Source organism: Nesterenkonia sphaerica, from assembly GCF_005771565.1.
In the GTDB taxonomy this organism is placed as follows: Bacteria; Actinomycetota; Actinomycetes; order Actinomycetales; family Micrococcaceae; genus Nesterenkonia; species Nesterenkonia sphaerica.
On record NZ_VAWA01000012.1, the window covers coordinates 55479 to 73819 of the forward strand.

At 63.8% G+C, this 18341-nt stretch carries 20 protein-coding genes and 1 pseudogene; 6 read left to right on the top strand and 15 right to left on the bottom strand.

Going from position 1 to position 18341, the window contains the following annotated elements; all coding sequences use genetic code 11:
• The first annotated feature begins 2 nt into the window (after positions 1 to 2).
• The gene (locus FEF27_RS09665) at positions 3 to 974 is read left to right on the top strand and encodes a lysylphosphatidylglycerol synthase transmembrane domain-containing protein (RefSeq protein WP_138170655.1); all 972 of its coding nucleotides are present in this window, start codon (positions 3 to 5) and stop codon (positions 972 to 974) included.
• Here the strand turns inward: FEF27_RS09665 and FEF27_RS09670 are convergent.
• The 7 genes from FEF27_RS09670 to FEF27_RS09700 are packed head-to-tail and all read right to left on the bottom strand — an operon-like array spanning position 883 to position 7987.
• The gene (locus FEF27_RS09670) at positions 883 to 1518 is read right to left on the bottom strand and encodes a class I SAM-dependent methyltransferase (protein WP_138170656.1); all 636 of its coding nucleotides are present in this window, start codon (positions 1516 to 1518) and stop codon (positions 883 to 885) included. The genes FEF27_RS09665 and FEF27_RS09670 overlap by 92 nt on opposite strands.
• A 60-nt stretch (positions 1519 to 1578) precedes the next feature.
• On the bottom strand, positions 1579 to 2493 hold the full coding sequence (locus FEF27_RS09675; protein WP_138170657.1) for an endonuclease/exonuclease/phosphatase family protein: 915 nt from the start codon (positions 2491 to 2493) through the stop codon (positions 1579 to 1581).
• A gap of 17 nt (positions 2494 to 2510) precedes the next feature.
• Positions 2511 to 3086 (bottom strand): protein-L-isoaspartate O-methyltransferase family protein, encoded by a 576-nt coding sequence (locus FEF27_RS09680; RefSeq protein ID WP_138170658.1) that lies wholly within the window; start codon positions 3084 to 3086, stop codon positions 2511 to 2513.
• A 52-nt stretch (positions 3087 to 3138) separates the two neighbouring features.
• Positions 3139 to 4848 (bottom strand): glycoside hydrolase family 13 protein, encoded by a 1710-nt coding sequence (locus FEF27_RS09685; RefSeq protein ID WP_138170659.1) that lies wholly within the window; start codon positions 4846 to 4848, stop codon positions 3139 to 3141.
• 37 nt (positions 4849 to 4885) lie between these two features.
• A complete protein-coding gene (locus FEF27_RS09690; RefSeq protein WP_138170660.1) occupies positions 4886 to 5782 on the bottom strand; it encodes a carbohydrate ABC transporter permease in 897 nt (298 codons plus the stop codon).
• Positions 5782 to 6726 (bottom strand): carbohydrate ABC transporter permease, encoded by a 945-nt coding sequence (locus FEF27_RS09695; RefSeq protein WP_138170661.1) that lies wholly within the window; start codon positions 6724 to 6726, stop codon positions 5782 to 5784. The genes FEF27_RS09690 and FEF27_RS09695 overlap by 1 nt, the downstream gene beginning before the upstream one ends.
• A 10-nt stretch (positions 6727 to 6736) precedes the next feature.
• A complete protein-coding gene (locus FEF27_RS09700) occupies positions 6737 to 7987 on the bottom strand; it encodes an ABC transporter substrate-binding protein (protein WP_243729188.1) in 1251 nt (416 codons plus the stop codon).
• 137 nt (positions 7988 to 8124) lie between these two features.
• Here FEF27_RS09700 and FEF27_RS09705 point away from each other — a divergent pair, with 137 nt between their 5' ends.
• Positions 8125 to 9357: an ROK family protein gene (locus tag FEF27_RS09705; protein ID WP_138170663.1), complete on the top strand. Its 1233-nt coding sequence runs from the start codon at positions 8125 to 8127 to the stop codon at positions 9355 to 9357.
• Positions 9358 to 9411: 54 nt separating this feature from the next.
• On the opposite strand, the gene FEF27_RS09710 is transcribed toward FEF27_RS09705, so the two are convergent.
• A complete protein-coding gene (locus tag FEF27_RS09710) occupies positions 9412 to 9882 on the bottom strand; it encodes a universal stress protein (RefSeq protein WP_138170664.1) in 471 nt (156 codons plus the stop codon).
• 102 nt (positions 9883 to 9984) lie between these two features.
• Positions 9985 to 10305 carry a hypothetical protein gene (locus FEF27_RS09715; protein ID WP_138170665.1) on the bottom strand — a complete coding sequence of 107 codons (321 nt, stop codon included), beginning with the start codon at positions 10303 to 10305 and terminating at the stop codon, positions 9985 to 9987.
• A 163-nt stretch (positions 10306 to 10468) separates the two neighbouring features.
• Between FEF27_RS09715 and FEF27_RS09720 the strand changes: the two genes are divergently transcribed.
• The gene (locus FEF27_RS09720) at positions 10469 to 11032 is read left to right on the top strand and encodes a hypothetical protein (protein WP_138170666.1); all 564 of its coding nucleotides are present in this window, start codon (positions 10469 to 10471) and stop codon (positions 11030 to 11032) included.
• Positions 11033 to 11549: 517 nt separating this feature from the next.
• Here the strand turns inward: FEF27_RS09720 and FEF27_RS09725 are convergent.
• Positions 11550 to 12485: a nucleotidyl transferase AbiEii/AbiGii toxin family protein gene (locus tag FEF27_RS09725; RefSeq protein ID WP_243729189.1), complete on the bottom strand. Its 936-nt coding sequence runs from the start codon at positions 12483 to 12485 to the stop codon at positions 11550 to 11552.
• Positions 12482 to 13036, bottom strand: a complete 555-nt coding sequence (locus FEF27_RS09730; RefSeq protein ID WP_243729190.1) for a hypothetical protein — start codon at positions 13034 to 13036, stop codon at positions 12482 to 12484. The genes FEF27_RS09725 and FEF27_RS09730 overlap by 4 nt, the downstream gene beginning before the upstream one ends.
• A 167-nt stretch (positions 13037 to 13203) precedes the next feature.
• Here FEF27_RS09730 and FEF27_RS13660 point away from each other — a divergent pair.
• Positions 13204 to 13488: pseudogene (locus FEF27_RS13660) on the top strand (transposase); the annotation flags it as partial.
• Positions 13489 to 13604: 116 nt separating this feature from the next.
• Complete coding sequence (locus tag FEF27_RS09740; protein WP_138170667.1) at positions 13605 to 14117, top strand: DUF456 domain-containing protein; 513 nt, start codon at positions 13605 to 13607, stop codon at positions 14115 to 14117.
• Positions 14118 to 14148: 31 nt separating this feature from the next.
• On the opposite strand, the gene FEF27_RS09745 is transcribed toward FEF27_RS09740, so the two are convergent.
• Positions 14149 to 14859 (bottom strand): DUF4386 domain-containing protein, encoded by a 711-nt coding sequence (locus FEF27_RS09745; RefSeq protein ID WP_138170668.1) that lies wholly within the window; start codon positions 14857 to 14859, stop codon positions 14149 to 14151.
• 81 nt (positions 14860 to 14940) lie between these two features.
• On the opposite strand from FEF27_RS09745, the gene FEF27_RS09750 reads away from it, so the two are divergent.
• Positions 14941 to 15648 carry a TetR family transcriptional regulator gene (locus FEF27_RS09750; RefSeq protein WP_243729191.1) on the top strand — a complete coding sequence of 236 codons (708 nt, stop codon included), beginning with the start codon at positions 14941 to 14943 and terminating at the stop codon, positions 15646 to 15648.
• A 24-nt stretch (positions 15649 to 15672) separates the two neighbouring features.
• Here the strand turns inward: FEF27_RS09750 and FEF27_RS09755 are convergent, their stop codons facing one another.
• The 3 genes from FEF27_RS09755 to FEF27_RS09765 form a co-directional block, all read right to left on the bottom strand.
• A complete protein-coding gene (locus tag FEF27_RS09755) occupies positions 15673 to 16113 on the bottom strand; it encodes a YtoQ family protein (protein ID WP_138170669.1) in 441 nt (146 codons plus the stop codon).
• Between the two features lie 137 nt (positions 16114 to 16250).
• Positions 16251 to 16820, bottom strand: a complete 570-nt coding sequence (locus FEF27_RS09760; protein WP_138170670.1) for a dihydrofolate reductase family protein — start codon at positions 16818 to 16820, stop codon at positions 16251 to 16253.
• A gap of 572 nt (positions 16821 to 17392) precedes the next feature.
• Positions 17393 to 18290, bottom strand: a protein-coding gene (locus FEF27_RS09765) for an IS5 family transposase (RefSeq protein ID WP_138170671.1) whose coding sequence is annotated in 2 segments (ribosomal slippage) — positions 17393 to 17938 and positions 17940 to 18290 — 897 coding nt in all. Because the reading frame shifts where the segments join, the coding sequence is not laid out codon by codon here.
• Positions 18291 to 18341: the final 51 nt, after the last annotated feature.

An 18341-nucleotide genomic window follows, 5' to 3' on the forward strand; every position in this document is an offset into this window, starting at 1 on the left:
CGGTGAGCGGTTGTGCCCCTGCCGGATCCGGGCCGGACCGCAGCGTGCCGTGGCGGAGCCTGGCGGTGGGAGCGCTGCAGGTGCTCGTCACTGTGTCGTTGCTGGGGCTCATCGCAGCGTGGTGGGGGATGGAGACGTTCAGCTCCGCGCTGCGGGGGCTTCCCTGGTGGACCTTTCTGGCAGCCGGCGCGCTGGGCGGCTCGGGGGTGCTGGTGCAGGCTCAGCGCTGGCGGATCGTGGCTCGGCATCACGCTATTGAGGTGCGCTTCGGCGCCGCGGTCGCCCGGTGCTGGCAGGCGGCCTTTCTCAACAGTGTGCTGCCCGGAGGCTTGGCCGGGGATGCGCTGCGGGCCGCAGATGACAGCACAGATGCCTCAGTGCCCACACGGCGCCGGGCTCTGGCCAGGGGGTTCGCCTCCATGGCGGCTGAGCGGCTGGCCGGCACCGCGGTGGTCTTCAGCGCCGGGGGCATCGCGCTGCTGCCCTATGTGCCGATGGCCGGGCTGGGCTGCCTTGGTGCCGCGCTGATCGCTGCGGGTATAGCCAGCCGGTGGCTGAGGCGGCTGGCCGCAGCAGAGATTCTGCGGGTGGTGATGCTGTCGGTACTGGGGTGGATGTGCTTCGCCAGTCTCTTCATGCTCTGTGTGATGGTGCTGGCCCCCACCACTCCCACGGCGGTGCTTCCGACCTCCGCCGCCGTGGCCCTGGCCGGGATGTCGGTGCCGGTGGGTGTGGGCGGGTGGGGCGCGCGGGAGATGGCGGCAGCCTGGAGCTTCACCCTGAGCGGTCTCTCCGCCGCCGAGGGAGTCCGAGTCGCGGTGGGCTACGGGGTGCTGGCCCTAGTATCGACGACACCGGGTGCTGTTATTGCCTCACTGCGGCTCATTCCCCGGCTGCGCCGGGCTCGCCTGTTCGCCGCAGGACCGAGACCGCAAAATCCGCCTCAGCCTCCCACGGTCGAAGGTCCCACGTAGCGAACCGGTGCTCAAGGCGCAGACCCGCCTGGGCCACCTGCTGGTCGAATTCTGTCAGCGACAGGTGTCGGTTGGTGTGGAACCCGACGATGATGAACCCCTCGGACCGCACGCACGCACGGATCCGCCGCAGTACCTGAGTTTCGGTACCGGGCGCGAGAAAGACCATGACATTGCCGGCCAGCAGCGCAGCGTCGACGGGGTGATCGGCTCCCATTTTGGCCAGTTCCAGCTCGGTCAGATCGGCCACCGCGTAGTGCGGGCCGGGGTGGTCTTGCGCTGCGGCGGCAAGGAGCACCGGGTCGGCGTCCACCCCGTAGACGGTGTGTCCGCGTTGGTGCAGCTCCCCGGCAATACGGCCGGTGCCGCATCCGGCGTCGAGCACGCGCGCCCGGCGCGGCAGCATGGCGTCGACAAGCCGCGCCTCCCCCACCAGGTCCTCGCCCTGGGCGGCCATAGTGCGGAAACGGTCAACGTACCGCTGGGAGTGGCCAGCGGCGGTCTCCGTCATCCACCGCGTGGGCTGGGGCCTCGGGTCTGTCATGGCCTCCACTCTACGAGGCACCCGGGACCACCAGGTGCAACGCTCCCACGGCAGTGCGGATCAGCACCAGGACCTCGAACAGCCGCTGCGAGATCCGCGAGGCCAGCCAGCTAGGCGCAGCACCGCCTGAACCGGCAGGTGGTCGGAAGCCCAGCCGCCGCAGTGCCGTACGGCGTTGATCGCCGCACTAGAGACCTGGAACGACGGCGAGCACAGGATCCAGTCGATGCGCGCCCCGCTCACCGTGGGCGGGTGATACCGGGCCAGGGTGTCCCACTCCGGACTGAGGTGGCGGCGGGCCGCAGCCCATGTGTCGAGCAGCAGCTCACCGGACTGCAGCTCGCGCAACGGTGGAGCCTCAGCTGCGGCGTTGAAGTCCCCGGTGATGATCACTGGCAGTCCGGAGCCGGTGACGGCCTTGCGCAGCATCCGGGCCGCCCTCAGCCGCGCGGGTGCAGAGATATGGTCCAGGTGCGTATTGATGGCCAAGAAGCTTCGGCCAGTAGAGAGGTCGCGGAAGGTGGCGGACACCATAATCCTGGGGTAGACGCTCCCCCAGGATCTGGATCCCGCCTTCCGCGGTCTCTTTGACAGCGCGAACTGCTCCCAGTCCAGCAGCTCGAGCCGGGAGGCGTCGTAAATGATGGGATTCCCCTCACCGCGTCCTGCCGTCCCTCGGCCCCGGCCGAGCATCCGGTAACGCTCCCCCAGTGACTCCTGCACGACGAAGGCTTGGTCAGCGAGCGCTTCCTGCACACCCACCACGGTGGGCCGCTCAGCAGCGAGCAGGCGGCGCAGGCGCGGGGCACGCTGCGGCCAGCGGTCAGCCGCCTTCAGGGAGGGTCTGCTGATTCTGCGGCGAATGTTCCAGCTCATCACGTGCACCGCCGGCGCCTCCACAGGTCCGATCAGCGCCTCTGGACGCGCAGACTCGCTGCGGGCAGAGCCGGGGTGCAGCCGGGGCGTGTAGTCCATCAGTGCGGCACCCGCGCTCAGCGCAGCGGCACAAACGTGTAGGGGCCGTGCCGAGTGACGGTGATGTCCTCAGCATCCTTCACCACCCGCAGCAGCTGACCGCGGACCGGGGTCACCATGATGCCGCCCACTTCAAGCTGATCCACCAGTGCCTGTGGCAGCTCCTGAGCTTCCGCGGAGACCAGAATCCGGTGGAAGGGAGCCTCCTGCGGGAGACCGAGCTGCCCTGGTGTGGCCTGGCGGACCTCGGCCCAGGGCATGCGGTGGGCCGCCACGGCGGCAGCGGCGCCCTGGGTGAGCTCAGGGACCAGCTCCACGCCGATCACCTGGCCATGCCGGCCCACCAGGTGTGCGAGCAGGCTGGTCGACCACCCGGATCCGGCACCGACGTCGAGCACCTTCTGGCCGGGCTGAACCTCCAGCAGCCGCAGCATGGCCTTCACCGTGCGCGGCTGGGAGTTCGTCTGAGCGAAGCCAATCGGCAGAGCTTGGTCCACCTGCGCCAGGTAGCGGACTTCCTCGGGCAGGAAGTCCGCACGCGGCACGGCAGCCATCGCCTCGGCAATGACGTCGGCCCGGTGCTTCCGCCTCATACCTCCATGGTGCCTGATCTGCCTCCACGGCGGGTGAAAAGCGCGTCAGGAATCAGGGCTCACGCAGCCACACTGTGGTTTCAGCCGGTATCTGGTCACCGGTGAACGGTTCGGAACTGACCAGCACCTCGCCCTCGGGCAGCGGCTGGGGCTGCTGACCGAAGTTGGTGACACAGATCCATCCGTTGCTGCGCCGGAATGCCAGCACCTCGCGGTGACCGCTCTCGATCCACTCCAGTGTCTCGTCAGCCTGGAGGTCACGGCGCAGGCTCAGCGCGCTGCGGTAGAGGTTGAGCGTCGAGTCTGCCTGCGCCTCCTGCGCTTCCACGCTGTGGGCGGAGAACCACTCCGGCTGAGGCAGGTGGGCCTCACCGGGGCCGAAACCGAACGATGCTCCGCTCGTGCTCCATGGCAGCGGTACCCGGCATCCGTCGCGTCCCACGCTGACCCCAGGACTGCGGAAAAAAGTGGGATCCTGACGGGCGCTGTCGGGGATGTTGGCCACCTCGTGGAGACCCAGTTCCTCTCCCTGGTAGAGATAGGCGCTGCCCGGCAGCGCCAACTCGAACAAGGTCGCTGCACGGGCTCGGCGGAGTCCGGTGGCGGCGTCCAGCTCTGGAGCGGTCCCTCCCGAGAGCAGCCAGTAGGTTCCGTCTTTGTCCTCCTCGGCGGCCTTCGGGGGAAGGCCGTAGCGGGTGGCGTGCCTGACCACGTCGTGGTTGGAGAGCACCCAGGTGCTGGAGGAGCCGGACTGGGCTGCCAGTTCGAGGTTGAAGGTGACTGTGTCACGGAACTGTGCGGCGTCGAAGTGAGCCTCCAACAGGTCAAAGTTGAAGGCCTGTCCGAGTCCCTCGGGTGAGGCGTACTGGGGCCGGCGGGCGGAGTCCACCCACGCCTCGGCCACGCCGAATTTTGCCGGGGTGTACTCGTCGAAGACTTCCCGCCATGCACGGTAGATCTCGTGGACCTCGTCGCGGTCCCATATGGGGTGCGTGCCGTCCTTGGGAAGGGCGTCGAGCTCGGCCTGGGTGGGGAGCCGCTCCGGCAGGTCCTTGGAGAGGCCGTGGGCGACGTCGACCCGGAACCCGTCGACCCCCCGGTCCGACCAGAACCGCAGAGTGGTCAGGAAGTCCTCATGGACCTCTGGGTTCTTCCAGTTCAGGTCAGGCTGCTCCTGAGCGAAGCTGTGCAGGTACCACTGGCCCGGTGAGCCGTCGGGCTCGGTGATGCGGGTCCACGCCGGTCCGCCGAAGATGGACTGCCAGTCTGAGGGTGGCTGGTCCCCACCTGGGCCGGTGCCGTCTCGGAAGATGTACCGGTCGCGAGCCGCTGATCCCGGTGGGGATTCGAGCGCCTCGCGGAACCAGGCGTGGCGGTCCGAGGTGTGGTTCGGAACCAGGTCGACGATCAGCCGGATGCCGGCGCCGTGGAGGGCCTTGACCAACTCGTCGAAGTCTTGCAGAGTGCCAATCTTCGGATCGACGTCACGGTAGTCGTCGACGTCGTACCCGCCGTCGGCCAGTGCTGAGGGGTAGAACGGGCTCAGCCACACCGCGTCGATCCCCAAGCCTTGGAGATAGTCGACCCGGGAGGCGATGCCGCGGAGGTCGCCGATGCCATTGCCGTCTGCATCAGCGAAGGACCGGGGGTAGATCTGATACACCGCTGCCTGTCTCCACCAGTGCTGGTCTCCGCTGAGCTCGGTGGACGGCAGGGGCGCGACAGCAGTAGAGGTGTGCGGCAAGGGGATGGGTCCTTTCATTCGGTGCAGTACAGGAACGGATCAGTCGGGGGAAGTATTACTTGACTGCGCCTTGGGTGAGCCCGGAGAGGACCCACCGCTGGGAAATCACGTAGGCAATGATGGCCGGCGCCATGGCCATCAGGTAGGAGGCGAAAGCAACATGGTAGTTGTTGCTGAACTGGGTTTGGAACATTTCTTGGACCACCGGCAGCGTCTGCAGTGAGGGGTCAGCGATGATCATGGAGGGCATCATGAAGTCATTCCAGGACTTCAGGAACGCGAAGATGCCGACCGTTGCGCTCATCGGTGCCAGCAGGGGGAACACGATCCGCCAGAAGGCCCCAGCGGTGGAGGCCCCGTCAATGCGGGCGGATTCCTCCAACTCTCCGGGCAGCGACCTGAGAAATGCGGTGAACAGCAGGGTGCTGAAGGACAGCTGGAACATGATGTGCAGCAGCGCCACACCGAGGGGGTTGGCCAGCTCCACCATCCCAGTGAGTTTCACCTGGGACAGCGCCAGGACGGGGAACGGCAGGAACATGGCACCGAGCAGGTAGTAGAACGCCCAGCGGAAGGCTCGCCGCTCCCAGTTCCGGGAGATGGCGTAGGAGGCCATAGCGCTGAGAATGATGGTTCCCACAACTGTCACCACGGTGATCAGCAGGGAGATGGTGAAGGCCCGCGGGAAGTCGGTCAGCGCCCAGGCAGTGGTGAACCCTTCCATGCTCACTGGAGAAGGCAGGGCAAACGCTTCGCCTTCGACCGCTTGTTCGCCCGATTTCAGTGCCATGGAGATGGTCACGTAAAAGGGAAGGATCACCGTCGCTGCGCAGAGAATGAGAATCACGGTGGTGCCCCACCGCTGCTGTCCGGATCCACGAGCAGCCGGCCGCTGACTCCTAGAGGTGGTGCTGGCTGCACCGCCGGGGATGGTGGTAGTGGGCAGGGTCATCAGATCCTCGCATTTCCTCGGGTAATTCGCAGTTGGATCAGCGCGATGGTGAGCGTGATGAGGAAGAAGATGGTGGAGTTCGCCATCTGGTAGGCATAGTCACCGTCCTCGAATCCGGAGAAGATCGTCATCGCCACTGACCGGGTCGCAGTACCGGGCCCGCCGTCGGTGAGTCCGACGATGATCTCGTAGGTGCTGAGGAAGTCTTTGAAGCCGATGATGACGTTGATCAGGATGAATCCGGAGATCAGCGGCAGGGTGATGCTGCGCAGCTGTTTCAACGGGGAGGCGCCGTCGATGGCGGACGCCTCGTAGACGTCACGCGGGACCGTCATCAGCCCCGCGATATAGATCAGCATCGCCTGCGGCACTGCCTGCCAGGTGGTGACCAGGACAATCGAGATCCAAGCCAGGTTGGGGTTCGCCAGGATGGATTCCTCCAGCACTCCCACTTGAAGGGCCTGCGCGGCAGCCGGGACGGTGTTGGCAAAGATGAATTGGAAGACGAATGCAATGATGATGCCCGAGACCACCATGGGCAGGACAAAGATGGTGCGCAGGGCGGTCTTGGCGCGAATCCGGCTGGTCAGTCCGATGGCCAGCGCGAGGGCGACGACGTTGACCAGGATCACCGTGGAGAGTGCGACTCCGATGGTGAATCCGTAGGCGGAGAGAATTGCCGGGTCGCTGAACATGACGAGGTAATTGTTCAGACCCACGAACTCGAACTCACCGAAACCGACCGAGTCGGTAAAGCTGTAGAAGATACCCATCAACGCAGGGGTGGTGATGGCCAGCGTGAACAGCACCAGCACTGGTAGCAGGAACCAGAGGTAGACCCGCTCCACTCGCCGGGTGCGCTGTCTGCGCGGCGGGGGCTCAGCTGGTGCCTGCGGCGGAGACGCTGTGGCGTCTGTGGAGGTCTTGATGGTGGAAGTGGTCATGATTGTCCTCTCAGCGCCTGGCCAGTCGAGCCCAGTCTTCATCGAGCGTCCGCAGGGTCTGCTCCAGGCTCTGGCCGGTGACAATGCCCTGTGCGTAGTTCTCGAAGGGGATGGTGCGGGGGATGGCTTGTGAGATTCCTTGGTAGAAGGCGGCCCGGTCAACATAGGTCTGCAGATACTGCAGCCGCGGGTCAGTGACCTCGGGCGCGTCCTCACGCACCCCGAACGCGAGGTTGTCCTCGTTGTAGGTATCCGCCACCTCTGGGGCGATCAGAAAGCGCAGCAGCTCGCGAGCCTGGGGTTGGTGCGGTGAGGCTTCGGGGATCCAGAGCGCGAGGTCCAGGTTGACCCGCACCTGCAGATCCTCCGGGTCCTCTGTCATGGGCAGCGGGAAGATGCCTACCGGAGCATCGGGGTTGATGGTGGCGATCTCCGTCAGTGCCCAGGGCCCCTGGAGGTACATGGCAGCCTCACCCCGGGCGAAGGCGACATTGCCGTCTCCGTAGCCTCGGCTCGCCGCCCCGGGTTGTGAGTAGGCCGCGATTTCCAGCATTTTTTCTAAGGGTTCGCGCAGCACCTGGGAGAACGACACGGACGCATCAGGGCCCGCCTCGGGGCCCAGCTCGCGCAGCCGTGTGAGGAACTCGGCGACATCGATAGCACCGCCGACGCTGTAGTCGACCAGCCCCTGAGCCACCGTCCACGGATCTGCATAGGTGGAGTAGATCGGAGGTACTCCCGCATCCTGAAGCACTTCGCAGACTTCGATGAACTCGGAGTACGTTTCGGGAATCTCGAGATCATGCTCGGCGAAGATCTCTTCGTTGAACAGGACCGCAGCCGCCATCATGGAGTACGGGATGACGCTGGTGCGCCCCGGGTAGGTGGGGTACTGGTCCACCAACGCTTGGATGCTGGGGTCAATGCGCGCCTCCGGTGCGAGGTCCGCGAGATCGGAGAAAGCACCGCGTTCGTGGAACCGAACGATTTCGTAGTTGTAGTTCAGGCATCCCAGGTCAGGAGGATTGCCCCGGGCGAACCCGGCAGAGAGCCCTGAGCTGGAGTCATGGACGGCGCGCACTCCCGGAGTCGCCTGGTTGAACTCCGCGATCAGCTCGCGGAAGTACGGGATCACCTCGGGTTTTGACTGATGAAAGGCGATCTCGGTGGAACGGCTGTTACCAGCACAACTGGTCAGCCCGGCCGCCAAGCTTGCGCCCAGCAGGCCGCCGAGGAACGTCCGTCGCGACGGGGACAGCAAATCGTGAGGCACCAAGGACCCCCTTCTGTGATGCACACCACTCTTTTTTATGTCGCGAGTAAATATAGTGCCTAAATGTATGCGGTGCAATAATTGGCAGAGTACTTTTTTCGACGCGTTTCCCGGAGGCTGACCCGATGCAGGAGCCGAGGCCGCCAGCGACGGCCGGATCATCACAGCTGGTGCGGCAGCACAATGCCCAGCGGGTGCTGGAGAGCATGTGGGGTCGCGAGGCACGGACAGCCTCCGAGCTGATGGCCGTCACGGGGCTCACGCGAGCCACTATCCTCACTCTGTGCCGTCAGCTGAGCGATCAGGGGTGGCTTCGAATCTCGGAGAATTCGCGCCAGGTTGGTCAGTACACCAAGGGTCGCCCGGCGACCCGCTACGCGTTTCGCCAGGATGCCTGTTTTGTGATCGGCGTAGATGCCGGCCAGCATCGCATTGATGCGTCAGTGGCAGACCTTCGTGGTGAGGAGATCGGTGGGGCCCAGCGGCCGGTGGATCCTCCTGCCCCAGACGATGATGAATCAGCTATGCTGCTCCGGCGTCGGGAAGTGGCGGCGGTGATCGACTCAGCGCTTGAGGATGCGGGGCTGGAACGCGACGCCGTGGCCTCAGTCGCGATCGCAGTCCCGGCTCCTGTGGACAAGGCCGGCATATCACCCGAAGGGTTTGGTCACTTTTGGGGACAGATGAACCCGGACCTGATCTCGCTGGGCACCGAACGCGGTTGGAACAGCGTGGTCGAAAATGACGCCAATCTCGCCGCCCTTGCCGAATTGGAACTGATGGAGGCTCCACAGCGTGAATCTTTCGCCGCCTTGCTGTCTGGGGAGCGGCTCGGTGCGGGCCTGGTAATGGGCGGGCAACTGGTCCCCCAGCCCCGGGGTGCCGCAGGCGAACTGGGGATTCTGGATCTGGTCCGGGGCGTGGAGTCTTCACATGGATTCGGGTGGTGGGCGCGGCATCTGGCCTATGAGGCACTCACCGCCGCCGAGACTCCCACCGGCGCGTTGAGTGGGATCCCGCCCGAGCAGGTGACCTCGGAGGATGTCTTCGCCGCCGCCAGAGACGGCGACCCCTTGGCGGATGAGATTATGGACACGCTGGCTGAGAAGTTGGCGCGTGTTTGCGCCGTACTCGCTGGGCTGCTGGACCTGGATCGAATCGTCATCTCCGGCGCCATGGCGTCAGCCTTGCCAGGGGTGGTTGAGCTGGCCAAGGAGAAGCTTCCCCACCATCTCAATGCCCCCTGGCTGCACATTGAGGTCTCATCGCTCGGAGCAGCCGCCGTCCGGCGAGGCGCTGTGAGACTCGCCATCGAGCGCATTAAGAGCGAGGTGCTGCAGTCCCCACTGGCAAAGTGACTCACCCGCGGCGAGTCCGCAGGCCCCAACGCCGGTACTCGGACCGGCTATTCATTAACGGGGATGCGTATGCACAATGTAGAGGTCGCAGTCCGCTTCGGTAGCCACCGTCCGTGCCACGCTGCCCAGAATGCGGCCCGCACCTTGGAGGCGCTTATTTCCGACGACGATCAGTTCAGCGGACAAGACTTTCGCTTCACGCACGAGGGCGGACCCAGGGTTGCCCTCAATGGCCTTGGATATCACCTTCAGCCCAGGGAATTTGTCACGGAGGCCTCCGGCGACCGCAGACGCCGTCAGATCTGCTGCACGTGCATACCGGTCGACGAGTCTCTCAAATTCTCGAGACCGATGCTCGACGTCGCCTTGATTATGGAGTGAGCGAACAGTCTCGGAGGTTCTGATTGAAAAGGCGGATAGGACATGCAATTCACACCCGAGAGCAACTGCCAGGTGACCAGCTTTCATAGCAGCCTGGTAAGCAGTCTCGCTGTTGTCGACCCCTGTAATTATTATATTTGACATAATTACTCTCCAATTGAGTTATTGAATTGATGGTGCCACTTCACTGCCCGAGCGCAGCCTGGCCAGTCTTGACTATGTATTTTCTAATCACCGAAACAGAACTCACGCGTCCCCCTCCGACGTTCCATTAGACCACTTAACGCACTCTCTTGGGGGCTGATGATGCCGAAGCAGGCGATTGGAACTGAGCTGATCGGCCATCTCCCCCTCACTCAGAATCTCTGAGAGCGCAGTGGCAGTGTCGATCCGCGGAGTCACCCAGCTTAAGACGCCGTCGTCTTCAATCACTGTATTGAAGTCCACATTGTTATGGCCAATAAAGACGAACTCCGGCACAGAGACGGAGTACTGGTTCTCCCCCGTCTCGGTAATTGACACTTCGCCGCCTTCGATGCCGAGCTTGGCTCGGTAGGTGTACGGCAAGAACTGAGTGCGTCCGGTCCGGGCACGTTCTGTCCGACTAGCCTGCTGTATACGCTCTCTTCGGCGAGACCCTGGGTGCTCGTGCTCAGCAAGACAATCTGCTCCTTCACCCGGCGCCGACCTCACCTCGATCTCACATCCACACTGAATTATGATCTGAACCATGTCGTCCTCTCACGGAACATACTTCACTTCAGATGGATCCAAGGCTTCCTTCGACCAAGCGATGACGTCCTGGATTCCCATCGCGCACGAGGTCCTGACCGAAGTGGCTGGCAAATACAACCGGACGATTACCTACTCTGAGCTGACTGAGATCGTGCAGGAGCGTTCCGGGATTCGCACCAATATGTTGATCTCGAACTGGAGCGGCAAGCTGCTCGAACGGGTGGCCCGGCGCACGGCTGAAGGTGAGGAACCGCCCCTTACCTCCCTGTGCGTCCATCAGGACGGGACCATTGGTGAGGGGTATTTTCGAGCACCAAAATCTGTCCCGAGCGATACCACTTCCGACGTCGATGATCTCGCCGCCCAGCACCGTCTGCTGTGTTATCAACGTTACGCTGAGGACCTCCCTCACGACGGGGGCACCCCGACCCTCACGCGACAGGTCGCCAAAGCCCGGTCACGGCAGGTTAGAGCGGCAGCAGCAAGACCTCGAGCCATGTGCCAAGTTCATTTTGTGGAAATGGCTGCTGCGGGTACGTGCGATGAGTGTGAAGAGTGACGCGCCGGGCACACCCTGGCTCTGAGGCACGGGTACGGCCCGCTCGGTGCGCCGTCGAAATCGGGAAATGCAGCTAATTCAAAGGCCGGCGGCAGGACGAGTCGAAAGCCATGTGACGTCTCACACGTTGGCCTTCCACGGCGTGCTGAGGCCGAAAATCTCTGAGCAAACTCACTCGATGGTGATTGCGGCAAGCACAGCGTCGCGGAGGCGGAGGTCGTCCGGAGCGAGCCCAGCCAAGACTTCCGCGAGAGGTACTTCAGACTGGATGACTCGTTCGGGCGGATTCGGCCCCGCCGCCAGGTGTGTAACGAAGATCCGCAAGTAGTCCGGCGAAGGCACCTGTTCAGGTGCCGGGTAGTTATCGGCGCGACATGCGTCCCACTTTACCGACCCCTACTTGGCGCACAATTGTGACTTCCGGCCACGAAGGCGCGTCAAAGTAGCCAACTAACCTTGGTAATGGGACACCATCGCGCCCGGGTAAGGGGACCCACCGTTGCTGGGTGTGGGAAGTCTATCCGCGCCCGCGTTCGGCCTCGCGTGGCGCTGCGTCGATCGCGATTATCACCTGTTCGAGCCACGCTCGAGCCGACTCGATGCCCGTCAACACCGGCGACCTGCCATCCACCTCTGTCTCCTTCCGGGCGACTTGGTACGCGCGCTCCCATTCATCCATGGCGCGAAGTGGCAGCGGCGGCCAATCTTGCCCACTGCGGAAGTCAAAGGTACGCACACAGGACCCCCGCAAGTGGATCAGATCGGGACCGGCGTCCCAAAGCAGCTGCAGGTCCACCAGGTCATGGGCCCGGGCATAGGCAGGGTCCGTTACGGCGTGAATCTTCTGCGCCAGCTGGCTCTCCAGGTCGATGAGCTCTACCGCTTGTAGATCCCCGAAGTTAAAGTGTTCACCCAGCTCAACGAGTTCGCCGTCCACAACGCGGCGGGTATAGGCATGCGGCTCTATCTCGGGGTCGGACACTTCCACGTCCAGCGCCGCCCACTTACGCCCGAGGAAGGACAGTGTGACTCGGTAGGGATGGACTACATATTGGGGGCGGGCGAGCCCAAGGTCGTGCAGTCGCTCAGACTTAAGGACTCCCGTGAATGCCACGCGGTCCGGCGCGTCAGGATTTTTCCGCAGCACGCCCTTAGCGGCCGGAACCGACCCCCAGCCCTGCGCCAGGCTAGCGCGAAACGCTTCTTCGAAGGTTTTACCTCGTTGGCGAGTGGAGACATCGAGGTCAGCCGTGGCCCGCGTGCCGCGCTCACCCATGCGGAGCTTAACGCCCATGCCTCCCTTGATAGTTACAGCGTCGGGCAGCATCTGGGACACAATGAGTGTGCAGAGCATCCGTCGCACACGGGCAATGGGTACACCGAGTTCGTCCGACGCCTCTTCGACCCGCGCGTTCAGCTGCTGCAGGTTCAGCGGCGGTACGACAGCGCTCACCTGACGTGCTCCATCGGGTCCAATGTCACCACGTCCCGCTCCTGGATCAGCTCGCGTCCGCGCGCTTGATCGACCAGCGTCTTCCAACGCTCCGGCGGCATCCTCTCGCGCAAGTCAGCCAGCGCACGTTCAACAGTGGTCACCGGGATACCCTCGTACTGCGTCAGGTCCTCGTCGGGGACGTCCATACGGGTCTCGAGCTCAATCCATTCGGGAAGAGCCCTACGCACCCGGCGGCGGGTCCCGACCCGAATGCGGTACGGATTGAACTGCCCCAAGCCGAGCAGATCGAGCACAGTCTCGCCCTGGAGGAATGCCCCTTTACCGGCCAACGCCACTGCCGTTGCAGGCTGCGTCAGCTCGCTCGCAGGGACATCGCGGTGCAGGTACACACCCAGGCCGCAGGCCTTCAGCACGCTGCGATGCGCGAGCTTGCGCACCTCTACGGCGGGCGTTCCTGCCTCCTCAGCCTCAGCGATCGTGACGACGCCGTGTTGTTCTGCGGCGATCTCCCACAGATCGCGGCGGTAGCCCATTACGTAACCTCCCATGTCATGCCAAAAGCGTACCATTTTTGGTACACTTTTGGCAGCAAACGAGATGTCAGTCCGCCACGAACACCGTCTGAGTGCACCACGCAGGTGAGGGCGCGGCAAGACAATGCCGGCTCTCCCGTCTGCATCGGACGGCAGCTTAGGATTAGAGAGTCCCGCCCTGCGTCTCCACCCGAAGGATAGACAAGCATGTCGGTTCCCTGGGCATCGAGAACGTCTCGAAGTCCCAAGTCAGCGGCATGGCCGCCGAGCTTGACGAGCAGGTCGAGGCGCTCCGGACCCGACCCCTGTGGAACCAACACTTTCCTCGCCGCAGAGGCCCTAGTGCTGAAAGTCCGTGAGGAAGGCCGTATGGTGCCGGTCCACACTCAAGGGACCACCGGGAGCAACAAGGACAGTCACCGTGACACTCGGGGCTGCAGTTGACCTCGGCTGAACACGGGGCGGGTGGCAGGGGTACCGAAGCCGACGAGGTCCACACACCCACGACGTCGCTTCAGCCCACACTCCACCTCTCCAGTGCGAGTAACAGACGGGGGCGAGCCGCCTTTGGCATGCTGGGGGCATGCTTGAATCTACTGCCGCAGAAACCGTGGCGACTCTGGTGGCCGGCATAGTCCTGATTGCGGGCCTGGTCAGCGTCGTCGTCCCAGTGCTTCCCGGCAGTCTGCTGGTGATCGTCGCTCTGTTGGTCTGGGCAGTGCTGCTGGGCGGCCCAACAGTATGGGCAGTGTCCCTTGCCGGAGTGATGCTGGCGCTGCTCGGGTGGAGCGCTTCCACTGTGCTGACCGGCCGGGTGCTCAGGCGGGAGTCCATACCTCGGGGGCCGATCCTGGTGGCCCTGGCGGCTGGCCTGGTGGGTCTGATCGTACTGCCGCCGTTGGGCCTCTTCCTAGGATTCGCTCTTGGACTTTTCTGTGCGGAGTACTTTCGACGCGAGCGCGATTGGCGAGCGGCCGGGTCATCGAGCCTGCAAGCCCTGCGGGCTGTGGGAATCGGTCTACTGGTCGAATTCTTCTGCGCCGGGGTGGCGGTCTCCCTGTTTGTCATCGGAGCGGTGATCCACCTGGTGTTCTGAGGTGGCTGTGACTTGCGGCCCTCCGGTGGTGTTACGGAGCAGCAGCTGGCTCTGCGACTCGCCGCACGCCACGGGTCAGCATGTAGCCGACCAACCAGAATTCCCCGATCACCGCTGGCAGAGTCAGGACTTCTCCTGCGACCTCCAGCCCGGGCAGCAGCGGTGAAGCGAATGCGCTGAGGGTGTACCCGACTCCGCCGATGAGCAGAAACCAGCCCAGGGTGCGGGGCATCCAACCTGAGTGCAGCACAAGCAGACCCAACGGAATCAGCCACAGTCCGAAGAAGACCGAACCCACGCCCCAGAGATGGGCACTGACGGTGTAGGCGAGCTGGACCGTCGCCGCAGCATCCCCTGCTGGGGCCAGTTCCTGCTGACCGGCCACAGTGTGCGCGGTAGCCAGCGTGGCCGCGCTGGCCAGGATGACGACGGCGTTGGTCAGTCCGAAAGCGAAAACAGCTCCATCAGCTACCGCATTCACCTGGCGAAAGAGCCGGAACAGCCAGAGAGCCACAGCGGCCTGAGTGACGACGATGGCCAACTCTAGAGCGATGCCCACACGCGCCAGGGTGTCGTTGGCGATCAGCTGCTGAAGCGTCATCGCCGGATCCTCCGTGTCGTAGAGCTGGGGGCGGATCACAAGGTAACCAGCGACGCCGGTGAGGATGAGCGCGAGATACCACACCCCGGCGGCCCGGGCTAGATGGGGATCTGCGGGAGGTGCGCTGCGTCGGTGCAACATGATGGCTCCGATCCACCAGAGTGCCTTACAGGATAAGGTAATCTTACGCTGTAAGGTTTATTTGGGGCAAGGAGTATCTTCGTGACTGATAGGGAGCACGCGATTCGGCGCAGTCGGGGCAGTCTGGACCGGGAGACCGTTCTCCGCGCGGCGGTCGAGTTGGCCGATGCGGAGGGCCTGCGGGCGATCACCATGCGGAGGGTCGCTCAGTCCTTGGGTGTGGAAGCGATGTCTCTGTACCACCACATCCCGAACAAAGAGGCCCTGCTGGAAGGGCTGGTAGAGGCCGTGCTGCGGGAAGTGGGCGAGGAGTTCTCCGGACTTTCGCGCTCCCGCAGCGACGGCGGGCTGGCCTCAGTGCGGAGTCGCTGCCTCCTGGCACGTGACGTTATGCTGCGCCATCCCTGGGCTCCGCAGCTCATCAACTCCACTCCTCACATTCCTTTCGGAGCCATCGCCCACTATGAGGCAGCCCTCGCCGAGCTCATCTCGGCAGGTTTCAGCTATCACCTCGGGCACCGTGCACTTCACGCGCTGGGGAGCATGATCCTGGGGTTCGTCCAGGAGCCTTTTCGCCCTTCCGGACTTGAGGGCGACGCCGCAGAAGACCCCGCCGACTCCGCCGAGTTCGCCGCTCTGATGCCTCATCTGTCAGCGATGGTGGAGGCTGAGGTGCACACCACCCAGGATCGGAGTCTGGGCTGGTGCGACAGTCAAGCTGAGTTCGAGTTCACCCTGGACCTGCTGCTGGAGGGACTGGCACGCCGGCAGGCCGGGGGTGACACCTAGAATAGGCGCTGCCGCAAACAGGGCTCAGGCTTTGAGCACGTAGCGCAGGGTCTCCACGACCTGGTCGGTGGTCGTACACCACGCATGAGCCGCGGCGTCGACCTCCTTGAGCGGATGGACGAGATCTGCCTCGTGAAGGGTCACATACGGCTTGCCCAAAGCGGCGCAGTACCCAGCATCAAAGGCGGCGTTCCACTGCTTGTACTTCTCACCGAAGCGCACCACGACCAGGTCGCTCTGCTCGATCAGGGTGCGCGTGCGAATGGCGTTGACTTTGGCGGACTGGTGGTCGCGCCAAAACCGACTTTCGGTCTCGCCGAGGTGGTCGCCGGCGGCGTCGCTGGCGGGGTGGTCGGTCACCGGCGCGGTGAACGTCACGTCCAGTCCAGCGGCTTCCGCGCCGCGCTGGATCTCCTCACGCCAGTCGGTGTGGATCTCGCCGGAAAGATAGACAGAGAAACTCATGGCTCAACACTCCTATATCAGCGGTGGTCGGAGCTGGGCTGCTCCCTCATGGACCACCTTAATGGTTCAGCTGATGAGCTCCTCCAAGAGAACCTCACCTGGATAAATCGGGGCGTAGAGCTCCTCGGCCGTCATTCCTACTCGTGGTCGTCCACGACCCGTCGGTAGTGCACAGCAATCGCCCCGTTGCTGAGCGGCTCAGAAGCGACCAACTCGAGTCGCCGCGTGTGAAGCAGCCCGTCCTGATAGAGGGTGGGACCGTGACCGGCGATCCTGGGGTGAACAAGAAACTGGTACTCGTCGACCAGCCCCATTCGATCCAACTCTGCCGCAAGGGTGCCACTGCCAACCAGTACTCCGCGAGTCGTCTGGTCCTTGAGATCTTGCACCGCCGAGCGCACGTCGCCCGCGAGGTGGTGACTGTTGGCCCACGGGAACTCCCTGCGCGTCGACGACACCACGTACTTGGGCTTGACCTCCAATTTGAGCGCCCACTCACGCATGGCCGCTGACGCATCTACATCGCCGCGGGCAACCGCCGGCCAGTAGTCTTCCATCATCTCGTAGGTGATGCGCCCCCAGAGCATTGCACCGCAGTCGTCCATCAAGCGAGTGAAATGCGCGTGAGTCTCGTCGTCGGCGATACCCTCTCTATGGTCTACACAACCATCGAGGGTGACGTTGATGCCGAACGTGAGCAGTCCCATACGACGAACATCGCGCCCTGTTGCGCGATCTGTCAAGGGGTGCTGCTAGACGTTGAACTTGAAGTCGACCGAGTTCAGGCGTCGCCATCTAACGTCTGTGCGGGCAGCCTCAAGAGCACGGGGCATAGGCGCTAGGTCCATTTGTTCGTGGGGTGACTGTCGTCGCAGTTCCGGGGGTCATGTCTGCCGCAGGCTGCGCTAAGCGGTCTCGGGTTCGCTCCTCCTGCCCTGGGAGAACTGTTCGCAGCCTTGATCTTCGGGACGCGTCAATGGCCTGGCGATCGACGAACCCTGCTGTTGGCAGCTCAGCCACTAGCGGCAATCGTTGCCATCCTCATCTTCTTTGCCGCCGGCCTCCCCTGACTGCTGATCTTCGCAATCATCGCCGGAGCGACCAGAGCGTCTGTGTCCATCCTGCCACCAGGATTGCATTGCTCGACCACGTCCCGCACAAAGCGCACATTGCACGGAGCTACTCCATGCTGGTGGCCACAACCCTCGTCTGTCACGCCGCCGGCAGCGCACTTGCAGGAACCTGGGGCGACCAATTCCCCGCCCGACGCTGGCTGCAGCTAGAGCGTGTCTGATAAATGTTTGGTCCAGGCAGTGACTCCGTGCAGTAGCGCTGCTGCTCGGTATGTGGTGGCCAGCTTGTCGTAGCGGGTGGCGATGCCGCGCCATTGCTTCAGGTGGCAGAACCCGCGTTCGACGATGTTGCGGCCCTTGTATCGCTGGGCGTTGAACTTCGGGGGCCTGCCGCCCTTGGTGCCGCGGTTTCTGCGGTGTCGTTTCTGATCGTCAGGCTCTGCGATGGTGGCGATGATCCCGCGTTCCCGCAGGTAGGTGCGGATCGCGCCGGAGGAGTAGGCCTTATCGCCTAGCAACTCATCAGGTCGGGTACGGGCCCTGCCGGGTCCCAGGCGCGGGACTCTGATCTGTTCGACCAGCGGGGTCAGCACCGGGGCGTCGTTGGCCTGTCCGGGTGAGATGATCGTTGCCAGTGGCAGCCCGTGGCCTTCAACAAGCTGATGGACCTTCGAGGTCAGCCCGCCCCGAGAGCGGCCGACAGCGTGATCAGGCGGCTCTGCGCTGGGATTTGTGTAATTCGATGAAGCCCCCTGTGTGGCGGGTGATGTTGGTGGCGTGCTGATGAGCACGCGCTGCGGTGGAGTCCACCGAGACCGTCCAGTCGATCAGCCCCTCGGCATCAGCTTGGGCTCTCAGCTGGGCCAGGATCTTCTCCCAGGTCTCCTCGGCTGCCAGTCGGCGGTGCCAAGTCCACACTGTCTGCCAGGGCCCGAAGACCTCGGGCAGGTCCCGCCAGGCAATCCCGCACCGATACCGGTAGATGATCCCTTCAACCATCAGGCGAGCATCAGCGAAGGGACGCCCTTTGCGTCCTGTGGGCTTGGGCAGCTGATCAGCGATCAGCTCCCACTGAGCATCAGAAAGAACCTGGAGACGAGACATGTCTCCAGGCTTCCAGGCCACCCCTCACATAATTCTCAGACACGCTCTAGT